The sequence below is a fragment of the Flaviflexus sp. genome (assembly GCF_052087705.1).
Lineage (GTDB): Bacteria > Actinomycetota > Actinomycetes > Actinomycetales > Actinomycetaceae > Flaviflexus > Flaviflexus ciconiae.
The window spans coordinates 1-15,817 of the sequence record NZ_JBQCYC010000008.1; the positions used below are offsets into that span (position 1 = coordinate 1).

Below are 15,817 nucleotides of genomic sequence, written 5' to 3' on the forward strand. Positions count from 1 at the left end.
CTGCGGGGGTTTCGCATGTAATCGGCCCGATGACGTCGTTGGCGCCTCGGGGTTTTGCCCGGCGGGTGGGAGTTATCGCGACCGATTCGATCTTTGGGTCTGTTTGCTGTTTATGGCGCCTCGTATGGTTCCAGCAGTAGCCACATCCGAACCTGCGTGGCGTCGGGCCCGAGGTAGATTGCCTGGAGTTCTTCGTCGATAGGCTTTTCCAGATAGGTCACGGCGATGACGCTGTCGCCAGTGCGAAGCTCCTCAGCAAAGGCTTCATCGAAGAGCTGGTCGTTAATGAAGTCCAGGGCAGGGTCTGACGGTTGCTCGTATTCGGTGTCGTCGATGACTATGCCGGTTGGCAGTTCGGGAACACCTGGAGTGCTACCGATGTGGTCGTATTGGATCGTTACCTTGCACAGCTCCTGATTTGCTCTGCCAATATAAGAGTCTGTCAGGTTGTCGCGATATTCCTCATTCAATGCACCGGGGTCCACCCCGCATACAACCTCGTGCAGGGTCGCGTCCCACTGGAACGGCTCTTCGTCCCCGACTTGTTCTGCGGAACGGTAAGCAGGCTCTCCGAAATACCACGGCAGTGCAGGAATTGTACCGTCAGGTCCGGGTGCAACATCCCAGTCCATCGGTCCATCGGAATAGTCCGGGATTTCTACGTCATCAATATCCGGGGTGAGAGTCCGAGGCTCATAGACAGGTTCCTCCGGCTCGCTAGGCTCACCCTCCGTTGCCTCATCTGTCTCCCCAGTCTCGTCGGGCGTGGGTGACTCCGTGGCCTCGGTGGTGTTGTCGTCGGCTCCGGTGTTGTCGGTGGCATCCTCGTCGGATGTGGTTGCATCGCTACATGCGGCAACGATAAGTAGTGCTACCGCCGCAGACGTTGTCAGCTTCATTGCTCTCATGACCACCACACTACGGCACCAGGGCACACGGGGCGCGGCGAGAGATTGGTAGATACCGAGCTGGAATCTTCTGTTATCGGACGGCAGTGTTCCTATTTTCTGTCGAACTTTCCATCATCATGTTGCACGCCCCGCACGGAAATCGTTTCGGGTCCAGTGGCTTGGGACCTTTGGCCAGATTGCACCAATTGGTGTCGTTAGGCTGATTGTGAACTGTCGCTTTCGTAATCGTGTCGCCAATTGAGAGATGAGTGATTTGCGTGCCCGCTATTCAACACATGAAGAGTGCTGGATTCATTCTGTGGGGCATTTTGTTGTCCTTTTTCGGAATCCTATTGGGTGGGATTGCCTATAACGTCGCTGTCGATTCGTGGAACTCATACTCTTACTCGTATTCCAGCCGGTCGGACGACACCGTTGAAGTCCTGGTCATCTTCGGCATTGTTTTCCTATTCTTCGGTGCGGTACTGCTAACCATCGGTATCTATCGTGCGTTCCGTATGTTTGATGCGATGGGGGAAAAATTTCTTTTCGAGCCCTACGCGCAACAGTCCTATGCCTGGGGCCGACCAGTCGATCCTAGCTTTGAGGAGAATGTGCCGGTTGGCCCGGCTCCTGGAGCTCATCCGTACCACGGTGTGAGCGCGGAGAACGTCGCGAACCGAGATGATCTCTCCGGTGCTCGAGAGCAACAGTTCCGTCCGGATTCCACGCAACAAGGGTTTTGACGCTAAGCCCTGAATGTGCGCTCTTGAATGCTCGCACCCCCAACACCCTCGACGTTATCGGGGTGCTGGCGACGTAGTTCGTTCGGCGAACTCGCCCCATAAAAAGTAAGGCCCGTCCGATCGGGACGGGCCTTACCAACTATGACACTTGGGAAGTAATGTCGTGACTTCACTCTAAGGCGCCCTTCGAGTCCTTTTCCGGGACTAAAGGCTGGGGATGATGCGCATCACGTATCCGGATGTTGACGCGTAATGGGTGTTGTACTTGATCTGCTCGGAAAGTGCTTGCCGTGGTGATGTCTTCGTCATGGTTTCCGACCCATAGCCTGACCTATTGGCAATTTCTAGCGGATTGTCGACGGTCTCACCATGGGGGAATTGTGCTGATCTGAGAGGTATGCGGTGTAGCATCGAGCCACATCCCAGGAATTCGAGGGGACCTGGGCGCGGTCTCCTACGAGATAAAAGGACGTTGATGAATACTTCTGCAGATGATCAAGCATCGCGCGACGAAGAGGTGCTTGCACGGTCGGAGCGGCTGGAGCGGCTGCCGTTTACGAAGAAACTCGGGAAGCTTCTTGGAACATCGGGTGTTGGATGGGCGCTGGACGCGATGGATGTTGGACTCATCTCCTTCATTGTCGCTGCGCTTGCTGAACAGTGGGGACTGACCGACAGCGAGAAGTCGTGGGTTTTCTCCGTCGGCTTTATTGGCATGGCGGCGGGAGCGACTCTTGGTGGTCTGCTTGCGGACAAGATTGGTCGCCGCTCTGTCTTTGCCCTCACCCTCCTGATCTACGGAATTGCAACAGGGGCTGCGGCCCTTGCTACCTCCCTCGGGGTTCTTCTGGTATTCCGCTTCCTTGTTGGCCTTGGCCTGGGTGCCGAGCTGCCCGTGGCTTCTACGCTGGTATCGGAGTTTGCGCCGAAGAGAATCCGCGGACGCGTCATCGTCTGGCTTGAAGCCTTCTGGGCTATCGGCTGGATCCTTGCCGCTCTGATTGGCTACTTCATTGTCGCCGGTTCGGATGATGGATGGCGGTGGGGCCTTGTCATTGGCGCCGTGCCCGCGATCTACGCACTTGTTATTCGTCTCCACGCACCCGAATCGGTTCGTTTCCTGGAGACCAAGGGCAAGTATGACGAAGCCGAGAAGATTGTTCAGGAATACGAGGAATCTGCTGGCCCTGAATACGAGTACACGGGACCGACCGTCCAGTCCGAGGTGGATGCTGAGAAGTACAAGCTTCCGCAGGTCGATAAGCACCTGACTATTTGGTCGCCCTCGATGAGGCGCCGCACGATTGCCCTGTGGATCATCTGGTTCGCCATCAACTTCTCCTACTACGGCGCCTTCACCTGGATCCCGTCCCTCCTGACAGCGCAGGGCTTCTCGCTGGTTAAGTCCTTCGAGTTCACTCTTATCATCACCCTGGCCCAGATCCCGGGCTATGCTCTCTCGGCCTACCTCATTGAGAAAATTGGCCGCCGTTCCACGCTCGCGATCTTCCTCGCAGGGTCTGCCGTGGCAGCAATTCTCTACGGTCAGGCGGCTGTGGACTGGCAGATCATTGCAGCCGGCATGATGCTGTCCTTCTTCAACCTCGGTGCGTGGGGTGCGCTCTACGCGATTGGCCCAGAGCTATACCCGACGACCGTCCGAGGAACAGGCACGGGAGCCGCGGCCGGCTTTGGTCGTATCGCCTCGATCATCACTCCGCTTCTTGTGCCCCTCTTTATCGGCTGGGGAGGAAACGTTCTCACGTTCACGGTCTTCTCCATTGCGTTTGCAATAGCGGCCGGGGCGGCGTTCTTCCTGCCCGAGCAAAGAGGCAAATCTATTCACTAGAAAGTTCATGAGCTAACCAGATGCTCGGTGGCGAACGCCATCGACAAACGTGAATATCCCCGGCTTCATCATTTGATTGCCGGGGATATTCATTTTTTCTAACTGTCTGTGTCGAGGTGGCAGCCAACGTCCTCGAAGACACGGAGGAGCACCTCGGCGTCGCCGGGCTGGAGGCGGTTCAGGAACAGCTCCTCCACCTGGGCTGAATGGAGCTGTGCCGCATCACGGAAACAGTCCCTGCCAGCATCGGTGATCGTGGCGACCGCACCACGACGGTCCGCCCCTTCGACTTCGCGCGTGACGTAGCCGCGTTCCACAAGGTGCTTGATTCGGTACGTGATTCGTGAAGGAGCGAATACCATCCGGTTGGCGAGCTCGCCCATCCTCATCGAGCCCCCTGCCTCTTTCAGCAGAAGAAGCAGGTTGTAGTCGGTGAGGCTGAGATTTGCTTCGTCCTTGAGCTGCTTTTCCAAGCGGTCACGAAGAAGCGCGGTTGCTTCCCAGTAGGCGCGCCACGCCTGTCGGTCAGTGCCGTGCTCGCGGTGGGCGGGGTTCGCGGACCGAGTCCAGCGACTAACCGTTGAGGAGCTGGTCAAAGGGAATCACCTCGAGATCCTCAAGATTCGTCTCCTTCTTTTTCCGCGGGCGTGCTGGACGACCCTCGAGGAGGCTGGCGAAGCTGGCACCGGCCTTCGCGATCCGCTGATGGATCGGCTCGGTGCGAGTGGAGTCAGCTCCGCCCTCGACCCGGCCCCAGTCGTCCGAGGCGGCGAATACGCTCATGGGCGCCGTTACGCCCTTGAGGTAGGCGAACAGCGGCCTCATGGCCTGGTCGATAACGAGCGAGTGGCGGGCGGTTCCTCCCGTGGCTCCCAAGAGAACCGGGGTGCCCGCGAACTCCTCCTCGTCGATAAGGTCCCAGAAGGACTTGAACAGGCCGGAGTAGGAAGCCTTGAAGGTCGGGGTGACGGCAATGACGCCGTCTGCCTGCATGACCTGGTCAATAGCCTCTTGGAGCGCGGGGGAGTTGTTGTGCGCGATCAGCGCGTTGGAGATGTCCGAGGCGAGGAGCCGAAGCTCAACAACGTGGACCTCGGGTACGACACCGGACCCTGACAGTGCGTCGGTGGCTGCCTCGGCGAGGCGGTCGGCCAACATTCGGCTCTGCGAAGGGTCGCCGAGTCCGCCGGAAACAACGGCGATGTGCCGTGCCTCGGGAGTGAACGGATCGGTCGATTCGAAAGCGTTCTCGATAGCTACCATCAGTTGTTTTCCATTTCCTTAGCGGCGGCCTCAAGCTTGGCCTTGCGCTCCTGTGCGTCCTCCCATGCCTTCGAGCCTTCCTTGCCTCCGGGAACCGGGTCCTCGCCAGCCAGGTGGCGCTTAACAAGGAAGTCGTGGGTCGGTGCGGAAGGAACGTCCTCAGGACGGTTCTTCTTGAATTCTTCGCGCAAGACCGGCAGAACGTCTTCGCCGAAGATGTCGAGCTGCTCAAGAACGGTCTTTAGCGGCAGGCCGGCATGGTCGATGAGGAACATCTGACGCTGGTAGTCGCCAACCCAGTCACGGAACTCGAGAGTGCGGTCGATGACCTGCTGGGGCGAGCCGACGGTCAGCGGTGTCATCTCCGTGAAGTCCTCCATCGAGGGCCCGTGGCCGTAAACCGGGGCGTTGTCGAAGTAGGGACGGAACTGGCGGACTGCCTCCTGTGAGTTCTTGTGCATGAATGCCTGGCCACCGAGAGCGACATAAGCCTGGTGGGCCTTGCCGTGACCGTAGTACTCGTAGCGCTGACGGTAGAGGCGCACCATCTGGATGACGTGCTCCTTGTTCCAGAAAATGTTGTTGTGGAAGAAGCCGTCACCGTAGTAAGCAGCCTGCTCTGCGATCTCGGGGGAGCGGATCGAACCGTGCCACACGAAGGGGGCAACGTCGTCCAGCGGCCTCGGGGTTGCTGTGAAGTTTGAGAGCGGCGTGCGGTTCTTACCCTGCCAGTCCACCTGCTCCTCGTGCCAGAGGCGGTAGAGAAGGTTGTAGTTTTCAACGGCGAGGGGGATGCCGGCGCGAATGTCCTTACCGAACCAGGGGTAGACGGGGCCCGTGTTGCCACGACCCATTGTCAGGTCGACACGACCGTCGGCAAGATGCTGCAGGTAGGCGTAATCCTCGGCAAGGCGAACCGGATCCATCGTCGTAATCAGGGTTGTCGCGGTCGACAGCGTGATCTTCTCCGTCTGTGCCGCAAGGAACGAAAGGAGGGTAGGCGGGTTGCCGGGGGCAACGAATGGCGGGTTGTGGTGCTGGCCGGTTGCGAAAACGTCGAAGCCGACCTCTTCCGCATGCTTGGCAATCTCAACGGTTGCCTTGATGCGCTCGTTCTCTGTGGGCGTCTCGCCCGTCGTGGGATCGGTCGTGACGTCACCGATTGTGAAAACTCCGAACTGCATGCTGCTCTCCTTCTCGAAAAATAGTTTAAATTTGAACTATCTAAGACAACGCGGAATCTGCTGATCTATTCCCGAGCATTCCGGACGTGACAGAAGCAACAGAATTAGAGCTGTGTTGGAGATGGTCTGGTGTCGACCCGGTGTAAGGATCTGTGCCTGTCGTGGATGACTGTCGTGGAGCGCGAGCGTCCGGTAAGTGCCGGCGGTGCCGGTGCTCTGTTAGGTGTACTGACCGGACACGTTGATCGACTACATGCCGTGAGGTCACCTCCTGGATGGTGCCACTTGTTATACTTGTGGCACCAACCAGGAGGTCAGCATGGACATGGATCAAACGCCCCCACCGGGCAAGTACGCCGCGACAGTCAAGGTCGGCCCCAAGGGACAGATCGTCATCCCCAAGGGCGCGCGGGAGCTCTTCGACATCCACCCGGGCGACACCCTGCTCATCCTCGCTGACGCGAACCAAGGGATCGCTTTGATGCGCCAGGAGACGCTCGATCAGATCGTCATGCAGGTGATGCCTGGCCATCAGACCCCCGTGGACTCAGAGGGTGATGAGGGATGAAGAACGTCGTGAGCTGTGCGGCTGTCAGCCGCAACTTCGGCAGCTTCACTGCCCTCGAAGACGTCTCCTTCGAGGTCCGTGAAGGAGAGGTCTTCGGGGTGGTGGGCCCGAATGGTGCTGGTAAGACGACCCTGTTGAACTGCATGGAAGGACTGGACCGCCCTTCGTCTGGGCGCGTCGAGGTGCTCGGCTTCGACCCCGTGCGGGACCAGCACTCGTTGGCTCAGCAAATTGGGGTCCAGTTGCAAAGCGCGGCCCTGCCACCTCGCCTCACTGTGCAGGACGCCCTCGAGCTCTACTCCGCCTTCTACGAGCGCCCGCGGCCTTGGCGCGAACTGTTGACGGATCTGGGGATCAAGGACAAGGCCAACGCCCGCGTTGACAGGCTCTCGGGTGGGGAGCGTCAACGAGTGTTCGTCGCCCTCGCGTTGATCAACCGCCCCCGGCTCGCTTTCTTGGACGAGCTCACCACCGCTCTCGATCCTCAGTCACGTCGAAACATGTGGGACACCGTCGAGCACGTCCGCGATGGCGGTGCAACGGTCGTTCTCACAACCCACTACATGGAGGAGGCCGAACGGCTATGCGACCGCGTAGCAATCATCGACCACGGCCGGTTGATTGCTTTGGACACAGTGACTTCCCTCATCCAGCAACATGCCGGTGACACCACGGCGAAGCTCATCCTGTCGGCGTCGCCTAGCGCAGAGTTCGACCTCAACGGAGTTCCTGGCGTGACCAGCGCTCGAACAGAGGGACGGGAACTGACCATCCGCGGCGCTGCGGACGGGCTGCAGGGCGTCCTTGCTGCACTGGCGGCACACCGCATCACCGTAACGAGCATGAGCACGACGACCCCCGGCCTTGAAGACGTCTTCCTGGCCCTCACCGGTCGAACCATCACCACCGAGGAGCAGGCGGCATGAACGCATATCGAGCCCTTCTCAAAGCCCTATGGCGCTCCCAGCGCCGCGACCCTGTAGGTCTGTTCTTCTCTTTCGCCTTCGCGCCGGTTTTGGTGCTGGCCTTGGGTGCGATCTTCGGTAACGATCCGCGACCGGAGTTCGGTGGACAGGGATTCCTCGATGCGACCCTGCCCGCCTTCGCCTCTCTTGTTCTCGCCATGACCGGGGTCCTCCAGGTGCCCGTGGCGATGCTGACCCTTCGTGACACGGGCGCACTCCGACGCCTGAGTCTTACGCCGCTGCGTCGTTCCACCTTCATCGCAGCGAGCCTCACCGTGCACTTCGTCGTAGGTATTGCGGGCATGCTCACCGCTTTGGCGATTGGGATCGGGGTTTTCGGGGTGCCCAGGCCTAGCCACGTCCCAGGTGTCCTGGCCGTGTGCCTCATCGGGCTCAGCACCTTCCTCGCAGTGGGTTGCGCGCTTGCGGCGCTCTATCCCTCCGCCACAGCCGCTACGGGCATAGGGAACGTGCTCATGATCCTGCTCATGCTCACATCCGGAGCCTTTACCCCATTGACGGCGATGCCGTCGGCGATTCAGCAGATCGTTCAGTACTCACCCGTCCGTTGGTTCGTCGAAGCCGCTCAACACGCGTGGGACGGCGACCCACTAGCCGCCATGATCATGCCGGTGTTTCTTCTGTGCGTTGTACTCGCTGTCGCTGCTCTCGTCGGCCGGTGGCGCTTCCAGTGGGATCCGGTCCGATGACGACGCACGCGAACGCCGCTCTCACACCTCGCCACCGACTCAAGGTCGCCCGTCTCGTCGTCGACGAAGGATGGCCGATCAGCGAGATCGCAGCCCGGTTCCAGGTGTCGTGGCCCACCGTGAAGCGTTGGGTCGACCGCTATGTGTCCGGCGAGTCCATGCAGGACGGGTCCTCGCGCCCGAAGAACTCACCGACCAAGACATCGCTCGCGGTCACGAAGCGCTGTATCAGCCTGCGAATGAGGCTGCGAGAAGGACCGGTTCAGCTCGCCGTGCGCGTCGGTGTCGCTCCATCGACCGTGCACCGCATCCTGCGCTCGGCTCGATTGAACCGACTTGCTTACCTCGACCGCGCCACTGGCGAGCTAGTTCGCCGGTACGAACACCGCTACCCTGGCTCCCTCGTCCATGTAGACGTGAAGAAGTTCGGGAACATCCCCGATGGCGGTGGCTGGCGCTACGTGGGCCGCCGCCAAGGAGAGAAGAACCGTTCCGCCACCCCCGACAAGCCGAAGAACAAGTGGCGCGATCCCAAGCTCGGGTACGCCTTCATCCACACCGTGATCGACGATCACTCACGAGTGGCGTACTCCGAGGCCCACGACGACGAGACCGCCACCACTGCGGTCGCTGTGATGCGCCGTGCGGTCGAGTGGTTCACCGATCGTGGCGTCACTGTCGAACGAGTCTTATCAGACAATGGCGGTGCCTACCGCTCGCACCTGTGGCGCGACACCTGCGAGGCGCTGTCCATCACCCCGAAGTGGACCCGCCCCTACCGGCCGCAAACCAACGGCAAGGTCGAACGCTTCCATCGCACAATGGCCGACGGATGGGCTTACGCTCGCTGCTACACCAGTGAGCAGGAGCGTCGCGACGCACTCACTGACTGGCTCCACCACTACAACCACCACCGGCTGCACACGGCCTGCGACTACCAGCCGCCCATCTCCCGATTGACCAACGTCCCCGGTCAGTACAGTTAGGTGTCCGTGCTGAATTGGCTGCGAGGGATAGTCCGCCGTGGCCAGTTGGCACGGTTGTTCCCCCAAGTGCGAAATGACGGGGCGTGATGCTGCCTGGGCGATTAGCGTAAGTATTGCGGAGAAGTCGCGAACAGAATGCAGGTGTCGACTTGCGTGACAAAGCGTTAGGGAATTCGCCGCCACTGCGAGCCCGTTTGGGCTCGCAGAAACCTATGGAAGGGAAGCCATGATTCTCATTGTCGTTAAGTTTCCGATTAAGCCCGAGTATGCCGACCGCTGGCCCGAGATCAGTGCAGAGTTCACCGAGGCCACCCTCGCTGAGGACGGCAATAAGTTCTTTGAATGGTCAAGGTCGGTGAAGGAACCGAACACCTATGTCCTCGTAGAGGGCTTCGAGGACGATGGGGCAGGACCCCATGTCCAGTCCGATCATTTTAAGAAGATGCAGGAAGAGTTCCCGCAGTACCTGACGGCAACCCCGAAGATCATCTCCCGTCAGATCGACGGCAATGACTGGGACGACATGGGGGAACTCCAGGTCGACTAGCCGAATTACGACGGTCAATTTCGCTTGCCAACCCAGCCACAGTTCCGTCTCGCCTCGGCTAGCAGTAGCCCACAAGTCTCTGGGATGCCGGTATGGGCGGTGCGTTTGAGGCGGGAGAATCCGCGTGGGACCTGTGGTGGCTGGCCGGGCCGGGAAGCGGCCGACATAATTGAAGATGCCGGGATGGTGCCCGGCAGGAGGTATGTATGGAACCGCGTTTGCCCGAACCGCTAACGGGAGCGTCCCCCGTCCCCGCATTGATTGTCTCCGTTTTTGGAGCGCCTTCCGAGATTCCGGCTCAGCTCGCTGAGGCCCGTGAGGCGGGTGCTGACTGCATCGAGTGGCGTGCTGACTTGAGCGATGACTGGGATGCGTGCGCGGAGCAATTCGAGGGCATCGAATTGCCCGTGATCGCCACGATCCGAACCGATCGTGAGGGCGGTAAGTTCCCGGGGCACGGCCATGACTACGCAGCCGCTGCCATGAGGCTTGCTCGCCCGCCTTTTGCTGCGATCGATGTTGAGGTTGGCAGGTCTGCCGCCTACCAGGTTGTTCCGATGGCGCACGATGCTGGTATTCCCGTCATCGCATCCCACCACGACTTCACTAGCACTCCCCGCAACGACGATATTCTGGCGACGTTGAATGACATGGCGGAGATTGAGGCGGATCTGTTGAAAATTGCCTACATGCCGAAGCATTCGGATGATACCTGGCGTCAAATGGAACTGACCCGTGAAGCAAAGGGCCGCTTCGGCCTTCCCGTTATTTCAATCTCCATGGGTCAGGAAGCCGCGTGGACGCGGGTTGCGGCTAAAGCCTGCGGATCCGTCGCAACTTTCGGAGCGCTCGGCGGAGGCTCAGCACCAGGCCAGCTGGATGCTCACCTTCTCCGTCGTGTTATCGACGCGCTTGGACGTTAGACTAATCCCGTGGAGAACCTACTTGCAGTCCTGCCTTCAATCCTTGCGCTTGGCGCCTTCGCCGCGGTCATGAAGCTCATCATGAACTCGGACCGTCTCGAAAGGAACGCTGAGGCGGAGCTCGATGCTCGCGAGGCCGCGGAGGCCAAGGCCCACGAAACGTCGGCAGACTAGGTCCGCCGTCCCCCACCCGTTAACCACTGACATGGAAAGATAGGTACATGGTCTACAAACTGGTTCTGCTCCGCCACGGCGAGAGCGAATGGAACGCAAAGAATCTCTTCACTGGATGGGTTGATGTCCCACTGTCAGAGAAGGGCGTGGGAGAGGCAAAGCGCGGCGGCACGCTCCTGAAGGATGCTGGCGTTACGCCCGATATTCTCCACACCTCGCTGCTACGCAGGGCAATCTCGACCGCCAACCTCGCCCTCGACGAAGCCGATCTGCACTGGATCCCCGTCAAGCGCAACTGGCGTCTGAACGAACGCCACTACGGCGCTCTCCAGGGCAAGAACAAGAGGGAAATCCGCGACGAGTACGGTGAAGAGCAGTTCATGCAGTGGCGTCGTTCCTACGATGTTCCGCCGCCGCCGATCGAGCTCGGATCCGAGTTCTCGCAGGATCAGGAAGCCCGCTACGCAGGTGAGCCGATTCCCGCAACCGAGTGCCTCAAGGACGTCCTCGAGCGTCTTCTCCCGTACTGGGATGAGGAGATTGTCCCGGACATCAAGTCGGGCAAGACCGTCCTGATTGCCGCACACGGCAACTCGCTCCGCGCAATCGTTAAGCACCTCGACGGTGTTTCCGACGAGGAGATCTCTGGCCTCAACATCCCGACCGGTATCCCGCTCTACTACGAGCTGGATGAAGACCTGAAGCCGATCAAGGCCGGTGGCACCTACCTCGATCCCGAGGCAGCAGACGCCGCGATCGCGGCCGTTGCCAACCAGGGCAAGTAAGTCCCCTAAAGTAGCTGAGGGCCCCCGTTCGATTGAACGGGGGCCCTCACTGTGCGTGGGTGGGATTCTCGAAGTGACTGGTTGGGTATGCCGGTGCCGGTCCCTACGGAATCCTTGGGGAGCTAGCGCTTTGTCCTGTAAAAGTTAGCGCAGGTTCCTCGAATGGATTATTGACGCTCCTCGTAGCCCAGGGCTACGTCGCCAATTGACATGTTTCGTTCGGCGTGGATACCGGTGACAAGGAACGTAATGCGGCGGGCGATCGAAACGCCGTGGTCGCCGTAGCGCTCCATGTAGCGGGCAAGGAGAACGGTGTCGATGAGCTCCTGACGCTCCATGTGCTGCTCCTCGTCAAGGATGAGGGAGAACGACTTCTGGTGAAGCTTGTCGAGAATCGAGTCCTCTTCTTCGATCCTTTCGGCGAGCTCCAGATCGTGGCTGTCGAGTAGCTCGGCAACGCGGTGGCCAACGATCGTGGCGTGCTCCGCCATCTCAACCAGCAGGTCATAGACTTCGCCGGAGTTGACGCGCTCGGGGTAGCGGCCGCGTGCAACGTAGGCAACGTGGCGCGCAAGGTCACCCATGCGCTCGAGGGTGGAAGAAATACGGAGGGCTGAAACAACGGTACGAAGATCCGCTGCGACGGGTGCTTGACGAGCGAGGAGGGAAATTCCCATCTCGTCGAGGTTGCGCTCGAGAGCATCGATCCTCTTGTCGGCGTCGATGACCTGCTCGGCAAGCGCTAGATTGGCGTTCTTGAGGGACTCGGCGGCCCCCTCCATTGAGCGCGCAGCTTCGCGCCCCTGCTTGAGCAGATCGTCGCCGAGCTGTTGCATTTCCTGCTTGAAGATCTCGCGCACTTTGACTCCTTGATGTTGGTGATTCTGGAGCGGGTAAACAATTTCCGAGCTTGATCTCATCATAGCCGGGTTAACTACTTGTGAGGATGAGGTAAACAGAAAGTCATTCACGTGGAACTAGATGGGTGATTCTTGCTTTGACGGTCTAGTCTGGAAGCATGCCTGCCTCTGGGATCGTCTACATCATCGTTGCAGCGCTCCTAGGAATTGTTGTAGGAGCCTACACCATGCATGCCTACCGGTCGTCACGAGACGCTCAGGACGGCATGGAAGTTGACGAGCCCGGGCCGTCGGAAGGCGACGTGCAGGCTATCCTTTCGGCCATGCCGCAAGCCCATATCCTTCTGAACCGCATGGGAGATGTTGAGCGCGCCTCCACGGTTGCCTATTCCCTCGGGTTGGTCCGCGGATCGCGTGTTACTCGCTCCGAGATTGCTACCGCCGTTGCCGAGGTCCGCGAGAGCGGGGAAGCAATGGATATGGAAGTGTCGATGCGGCGGTCCTTTGAGGGGGCCGGCAAACTCATCCTGTCCGTCCGGGTAGCACCGATGAGCGGAAACCGTTTCCTTGTCCTGTTCTTTGATTCCACGGAAGCGAAAAGACTGGAAGAGACAAGGCGTGACTTCGTTGCCAATATTTCTCACGAACTGAAAACGCCGGTGGGAGCGATCGGATTGCTCGCTGAAACCATCGAGGAATGTGCGGACGAACCCGAGAACGTCATTATGTTCACCGAGAAGCTACAGAGGGAATCTGTGCGCCTTGCTTCTCTCGTGCAGGACATCATTGAACTGTCCCGTCTTCAAGACGGTGCCGCGCTCGTTAATTCCGAGCTCGTTGATCTGGGCCAGGTGATCTCCGAGGCGATCGACCGCTGCCGCGTCGAGGCCGACAACCGAGGTATTTCCCTCGTGTCCGCGCCGGTGGAGCAGGCGACAGCTTTCGGTGACAAGTCGCTACTGACAACAGCGGTGCGCAATCTCATCGACAACGCGATCCGGTACTCGAACGAGGGCGGTCGCGTTTCAATTGGGCTGAGCGAACTCGATGGCGAAATGAGGATTGCTGTCGTTGACCAGGGCGTTGGCATCTCCACCGAGCAACGCGAACGCGTCTTTGAACGCTTCTACCGTGGCGATGAGGCCAGGACACGGGATACTGGTGGTAGTGGCCTTGGCCTTTCAATCGTTAAGCACGTCGCAGCCGACCACGGCGGGCGTGTCACCCTGTGGAGCGAGCCAGGTAAAGGCTCGACCTTCACGTTCATCGTTCCAGCGGCGTATGCGAATACGCCGGACACCAAGGAAGAGGTAATCCGATGACTGCGATTCTGCTCGTCGAAGACGAAGCGTCCTACCGAGACACTCTCGCATTCAAGCTCCGCCGTGACGGCTACGAAGTTGTCGCCGTCGGGGACGGTAAGGAGGCTGTGGATAGCTTCGACCGGGTCGAGCCCGATATTGTCCTTCTCGATCTCATGCTCCCGGGACTCAGCGGCACCGAGGTGTGCAGGCAGATCCGCCAAAAGTCCTCCGTCCCCGTCATCATGCTGACCGCGAAGGACTCGGAGATCGATAAGGTTGTAGGCCTGGAGATCGGGGCCGACGACTACGTGACAAAGCCCTACTCGTACCGCGAGCTCGTGGCCCGCATGAGAGCCGTGCTACGTCGCGGAGCAAGCGAGGACTCCGGCGAAGAAGAGGTGTCGCTGTCCGTCGGTCGGGTCACGATGAACACCGACCGCCACGAAGTCCACATCGACGGCGAGACGGTCGCCATGCCGCTGCGCGAATTCGAGCTTCTCGAGCTCTTCATGCGGAACCCGAACCGTGTCCTCACCCGAGGTCAGATCATCGACCGGATTTGGGGCCCGAACTACATTGGCGACACAAAGACCCTCGACGTGCACGTGAAGCGCGTGCGTTCAAAAATTGAACTGGATCCTTCAAAGCCCCAGATGCTGAAGACCGTTCGTGGCCTCGGCTACAAGCTGGAAACCACCGAATAAGACGAAATAACAAGCCGGGTGGGCGGGGAGTATTCGTGCTCCTGGCCCACCCGGTTCATGTTTGACGAGGGAATGCTCGTTCGCGGGATGTGGTCGAGCGACAGATTGCTTACGTGTTGCTTCGCCACCGCGTGGTGACGGCGAATGCGCGCGGGAATACGCCCGCACGACGGAGGTCCTCTTTATGACCGACGTTTGTGGAACGTGGAAGGCCCCGTCAGTGACGGGGCCGACCGAAGAAGAGTGTCAGTATGGCTAGTCGCACTGCGCGTCGGGGAAAGCGTCCTCATATCCCGATGCACATGCCGTGATCACGGGGATCGTGGCGGGGGCTTCTGCACCACCGGCAGTGACAATGGTGTCGACGTTGTAGCCCGGCTGGAAGTCGCCTTCGATCAGGATGAGCTCATCGTTCTCCGCGAGTTCAGCGGTGCTGAAGTTCAGGTGGGAGCTAGCTTCGACGTCGAAAGACTCGGTGATGTCACCGCCCGAGATCTCTGCGGTGACGGCCTCCTCGGAGCGGTTGTTGACGAGGCCGTAGAGAACGCCTTCGCCGTTGCCGTCCGAAATAATCATGAGGTTCTCGAACACCACGTCGGAATCAAGGTGGACGCGGATGCCGTCAGACGGTGCATACGGCTTCTGAGTGATCGCCTCGGTTGTCATCGAGCATGCTGCCGTTGCGAGTAGCACGAGAGCGCCGGCGGCGGTAAGACGCTTAAGATTCACATGACCTCCTATGTCAGTTCCCCAGAATAGCGTATCGTGCGCGCTCTGATTGGCGAATAGTAGACGAATACTCGGATCCTGTGAGCCGGATTGTGCGTGATGCTAGAATGGATTTCTAGTTGGGCTCATTCCGTGAAAGGCTTTCTATTTATGTCGCTTAAGATCGGCGAGACTGTTGTCTACCCGCACCATGGGGCTGCTTACATTGAAGACATCGAGACCAAGGTCATCGATGGCGAAGAACTGAAGTACCTTACGTTGCGCGTGATCCAGGGAGATCTCGTCATCCAGGTTCCCGCCGCCAGCATCGAAGACGTCGGCGTTCGTGACGTCTCGAACGAGGCAAAGCTCGAGCAGGTCTTTGAGGTCCTGCGCGAGGAAATGACAGAGGAGCCGTCGAACTGGTCCCGTCGCTTTAAGGCGAACGGTGAAAAGCTCACGAGCGGTGACGTCATCAAGGTCGCCGAAGTTGTTCGTGACCTGACGCGCCGTGACGAGGACCGTCACCTCTCGGCAGGTGAAAAGCGCATGCTGACCCAGGCCCGCCAGATCCTCGGATCCGAGGTCGCCCTGGCAAAGGACATCAACGAGGAAGAAGCATCCGACCTCCTCGACGAAATCCTCGGCTGA

General features: G+C 59.6%; 19 protein-coding genes. 13 read left to right on the plus strand and 6 right to left on the minus strand.

Annotation, left to right across the window (positions count from 1 at the left end):
* Positions 1 to 110: 110 nt before the first annotated feature.
* Positions 111 to 908 (minus strand): hypothetical protein, encoded by a 798-nt coding sequence (locus ACTHUY_RS05595; RefSeq protein ID WP_441678060.1) that lies wholly within the window; start codon positions 906 to 908, stop codon positions 111 to 113.
* Between the two features lie 260 nt (positions 909 to 1,168).
* Between ACTHUY_RS05595 and ACTHUY_RS05600 the strand changes: the two genes are divergently transcribed.
* Both ACTHUY_RS05600 and ACTHUY_RS05605 read left to right on the plus strand, forming a co-directional pair.
* Positions 1,169 to 1,636 carry a hypothetical protein gene (locus tag ACTHUY_RS05600; protein ID WP_441678062.1) on the plus strand — a complete coding sequence of 156 codons (468 nt, stop codon included), beginning with the start codon at positions 1,169 to 1,171 and terminating at the stop codon, positions 1,634 to 1,636.
* 475 nt (positions 1,637 to 2,111) lie between these two features.
* Positions 2,112 to 3,485 (plus strand): MFS transporter, encoded by a 1,374-nt coding sequence (locus ACTHUY_RS05605; RefSeq protein WP_441654947.1) that lies wholly within the window; start codon positions 2,112 to 2,114, stop codon positions 3,483 to 3,485.
* 98 nt (positions 3,486 to 3,583) lie between these two features.
* Here the strand turns inward: ACTHUY_RS05605 and ACTHUY_RS05610 are convergent, their stop codons facing one another.
* The 3 genes from ACTHUY_RS05610 to ACTHUY_RS05620 are packed head-to-tail and all read right to left on the minus strand — an operon-like array spanning position 3,584 to position 5,932.
* Positions 3,584 to 4,081: a MarR family winged helix-turn-helix transcriptional regulator gene (locus ACTHUY_RS05610; protein ID WP_441654946.1), complete on the minus strand. Its 498-nt coding sequence runs from the start codon at positions 4,079 to 4,081 to the stop codon at positions 3,584 to 3,586.
* A complete protein-coding gene (locus tag ACTHUY_RS05615; protein WP_441654945.1) occupies positions 4,059 to 4,748 on the minus strand; it encodes an FMN reductase in 690 nt (229 codons plus the stop codon). Before ACTHUY_RS05615 ends, ACTHUY_RS05610 begins: the two co-directional genes overlap by 23 nt.
* On the minus strand, positions 4,748 to 5,932 hold the full coding sequence (locus tag ACTHUY_RS05620) for an LLM class flavin-dependent oxidoreductase (RefSeq protein ID WP_441654944.1): 1,185 nt from the start codon (positions 5,930 to 5,932) through the stop codon (positions 4,748 to 4,750). Before ACTHUY_RS05620 ends, ACTHUY_RS05615 begins: the two co-directional genes overlap by 1 nt.
* A gap of 319 nt (positions 5,933 to 6,251) precedes the next feature.
* Between ACTHUY_RS05620 and ACTHUY_RS05625 the strand changes: the two genes are divergently transcribed.
* The 8 genes from ACTHUY_RS05625 (at position 6,252) to ACTHUY_RS05660 (ending at position 11,590) form a co-directional block, all read left to right on the plus strand.
* The gene (locus ACTHUY_RS05625) at positions 6,252 to 6,500 is read left to right on the plus strand and encodes an AbrB/MazE/SpoVT family DNA-binding domain-containing protein (RefSeq protein ID WP_441654943.1); all 249 of its coding nucleotides are present in this window, start codon (positions 6,252 to 6,254) and stop codon (positions 6,498 to 6,500) included.
* Positions 6,497 to 7,426, plus strand: coding sequence for an ATP-binding cassette domain-containing protein (locus ACTHUY_RS05630; protein ID WP_441654942.1), 930 nt, complete (start codon positions 6,497 to 6,499; stop codon positions 7,424 to 7,426). The genes ACTHUY_RS05625 and ACTHUY_RS05630 overlap by 4 nt, the downstream gene beginning before the upstream one ends.
* Positions 7,423 to 8,175, plus strand: coding sequence for an ABC transporter permease (locus ACTHUY_RS05635; RefSeq protein ID WP_441654941.1), 753 nt, complete (start codon positions 7,423 to 7,425; stop codon positions 8,173 to 8,175). Before ACTHUY_RS05630 ends, ACTHUY_RS05635 begins: the two co-directional genes overlap by 4 nt.
* Positions 8,172 to 9,161: an IS481 family transposase gene (locus ACTHUY_RS05640; protein WP_441654940.1), complete on the plus strand. Its 990-nt coding sequence runs from the start codon at positions 8,172 to 8,174 to the stop codon at positions 9,159 to 9,161. The genes ACTHUY_RS05635 and ACTHUY_RS05640 overlap by 4 nt, the downstream gene beginning before the upstream one ends.
* 226 nt (positions 9,162 to 9,387) lie before the next feature.
* Positions 9,388 to 9,708 carry a putative quinol monooxygenase gene (locus tag ACTHUY_RS05645; RefSeq protein WP_441654939.1) on the plus strand — a complete coding sequence of 107 codons (321 nt, stop codon included), beginning with the start codon at positions 9,388 to 9,390 and terminating at the stop codon, positions 9,706 to 9,708.
* A gap of 206 nt (positions 9,709 to 9,914) precedes the next feature.
* Positions 9,915 to 10,631: a type I 3-dehydroquinate dehydratase gene (aroD, locus tag ACTHUY_RS05650; protein WP_441654938.1), complete on the plus strand. Its 717-nt coding sequence runs from the start codon at positions 9,915 to 9,917 to the stop codon at positions 10,629 to 10,631.
* Between the two features lie 9 nt (positions 10,632 to 10,640).
* A complete protein-coding gene (locus tag ACTHUY_RS05655) occupies positions 10,641 to 10,805 on the plus strand; it encodes a hypothetical protein (protein WP_164719972.1) in 165 nt (54 codons plus the stop codon).
* Between the two features lie 47 nt (positions 10,806 to 10,852).
* The gene (locus ACTHUY_RS05660; protein ID WP_441678066.1) at positions 10,853 to 11,590 is read left to right on the plus strand and encodes a phosphoglyceromutase; all 738 of its coding nucleotides are present in this window, start codon (positions 10,853 to 10,855) and stop codon (positions 11,588 to 11,590) included.
* 167 nt (positions 11,591 to 11,757) lie between these two features.
* Here the strand turns inward: ACTHUY_RS05660 and phoU are convergent, their stop codons facing one another.
* Positions 11,758 to 12,450, minus strand: a complete 693-nt coding sequence (gene phoU / locus ACTHUY_RS05665) for a phosphate signaling complex protein PhoU (RefSeq protein ID WP_441678068.1) — start codon at positions 12,448 to 12,450, stop codon at positions 11,758 to 11,760.
* 158 nt (positions 12,451 to 12,608) lie between these two features.
* Here phoU and ACTHUY_RS05670 point away from each other — a divergent pair, with 158 nt between their 5' ends.
* Positions 12,609 to 13,772 (plus strand): sensor histidine kinase, encoded by a 1,164-nt coding sequence (locus ACTHUY_RS05670; protein WP_441678070.1) that lies wholly within the window; start codon positions 12,609 to 12,611, stop codon positions 13,770 to 13,772.
* Positions 13,769 to 14,458: a response regulator gene (locus ACTHUY_RS05675; protein WP_441678072.1), complete on the plus strand. Its 690-nt coding sequence runs from the start codon at positions 13,769 to 13,771 to the stop codon at positions 14,456 to 14,458. The genes ACTHUY_RS05670 and ACTHUY_RS05675 overlap by 4 nt, the downstream gene beginning before the upstream one ends.
* Positions 14,459 to 14,713: 255 nt before the next feature.
* Here ACTHUY_RS05675 and ACTHUY_RS05680 read toward each other — a convergent pair whose 3' ends face one another.
* Positions 14,714 to 15,187 carry a hypothetical protein gene (locus ACTHUY_RS05680; RefSeq protein WP_441654933.1) on the minus strand — a complete coding sequence of 158 codons (474 nt, stop codon included), beginning with the start codon at positions 15,185 to 15,187 and terminating at the stop codon, positions 14,714 to 14,716.
* Positions 15,188 to 15,337: 150 nt separating this feature from the next.
* On the opposite strand from ACTHUY_RS05680, the gene ACTHUY_RS05685 reads away from it, so the two are divergent.
* Complete coding sequence (locus tag ACTHUY_RS05685; RefSeq protein WP_126704554.1) at positions 15,338 to 15,817, plus strand: CarD family transcriptional regulator; 480 nt, start codon at positions 15,338 to 15,340, stop codon at positions 15,815 to 15,817.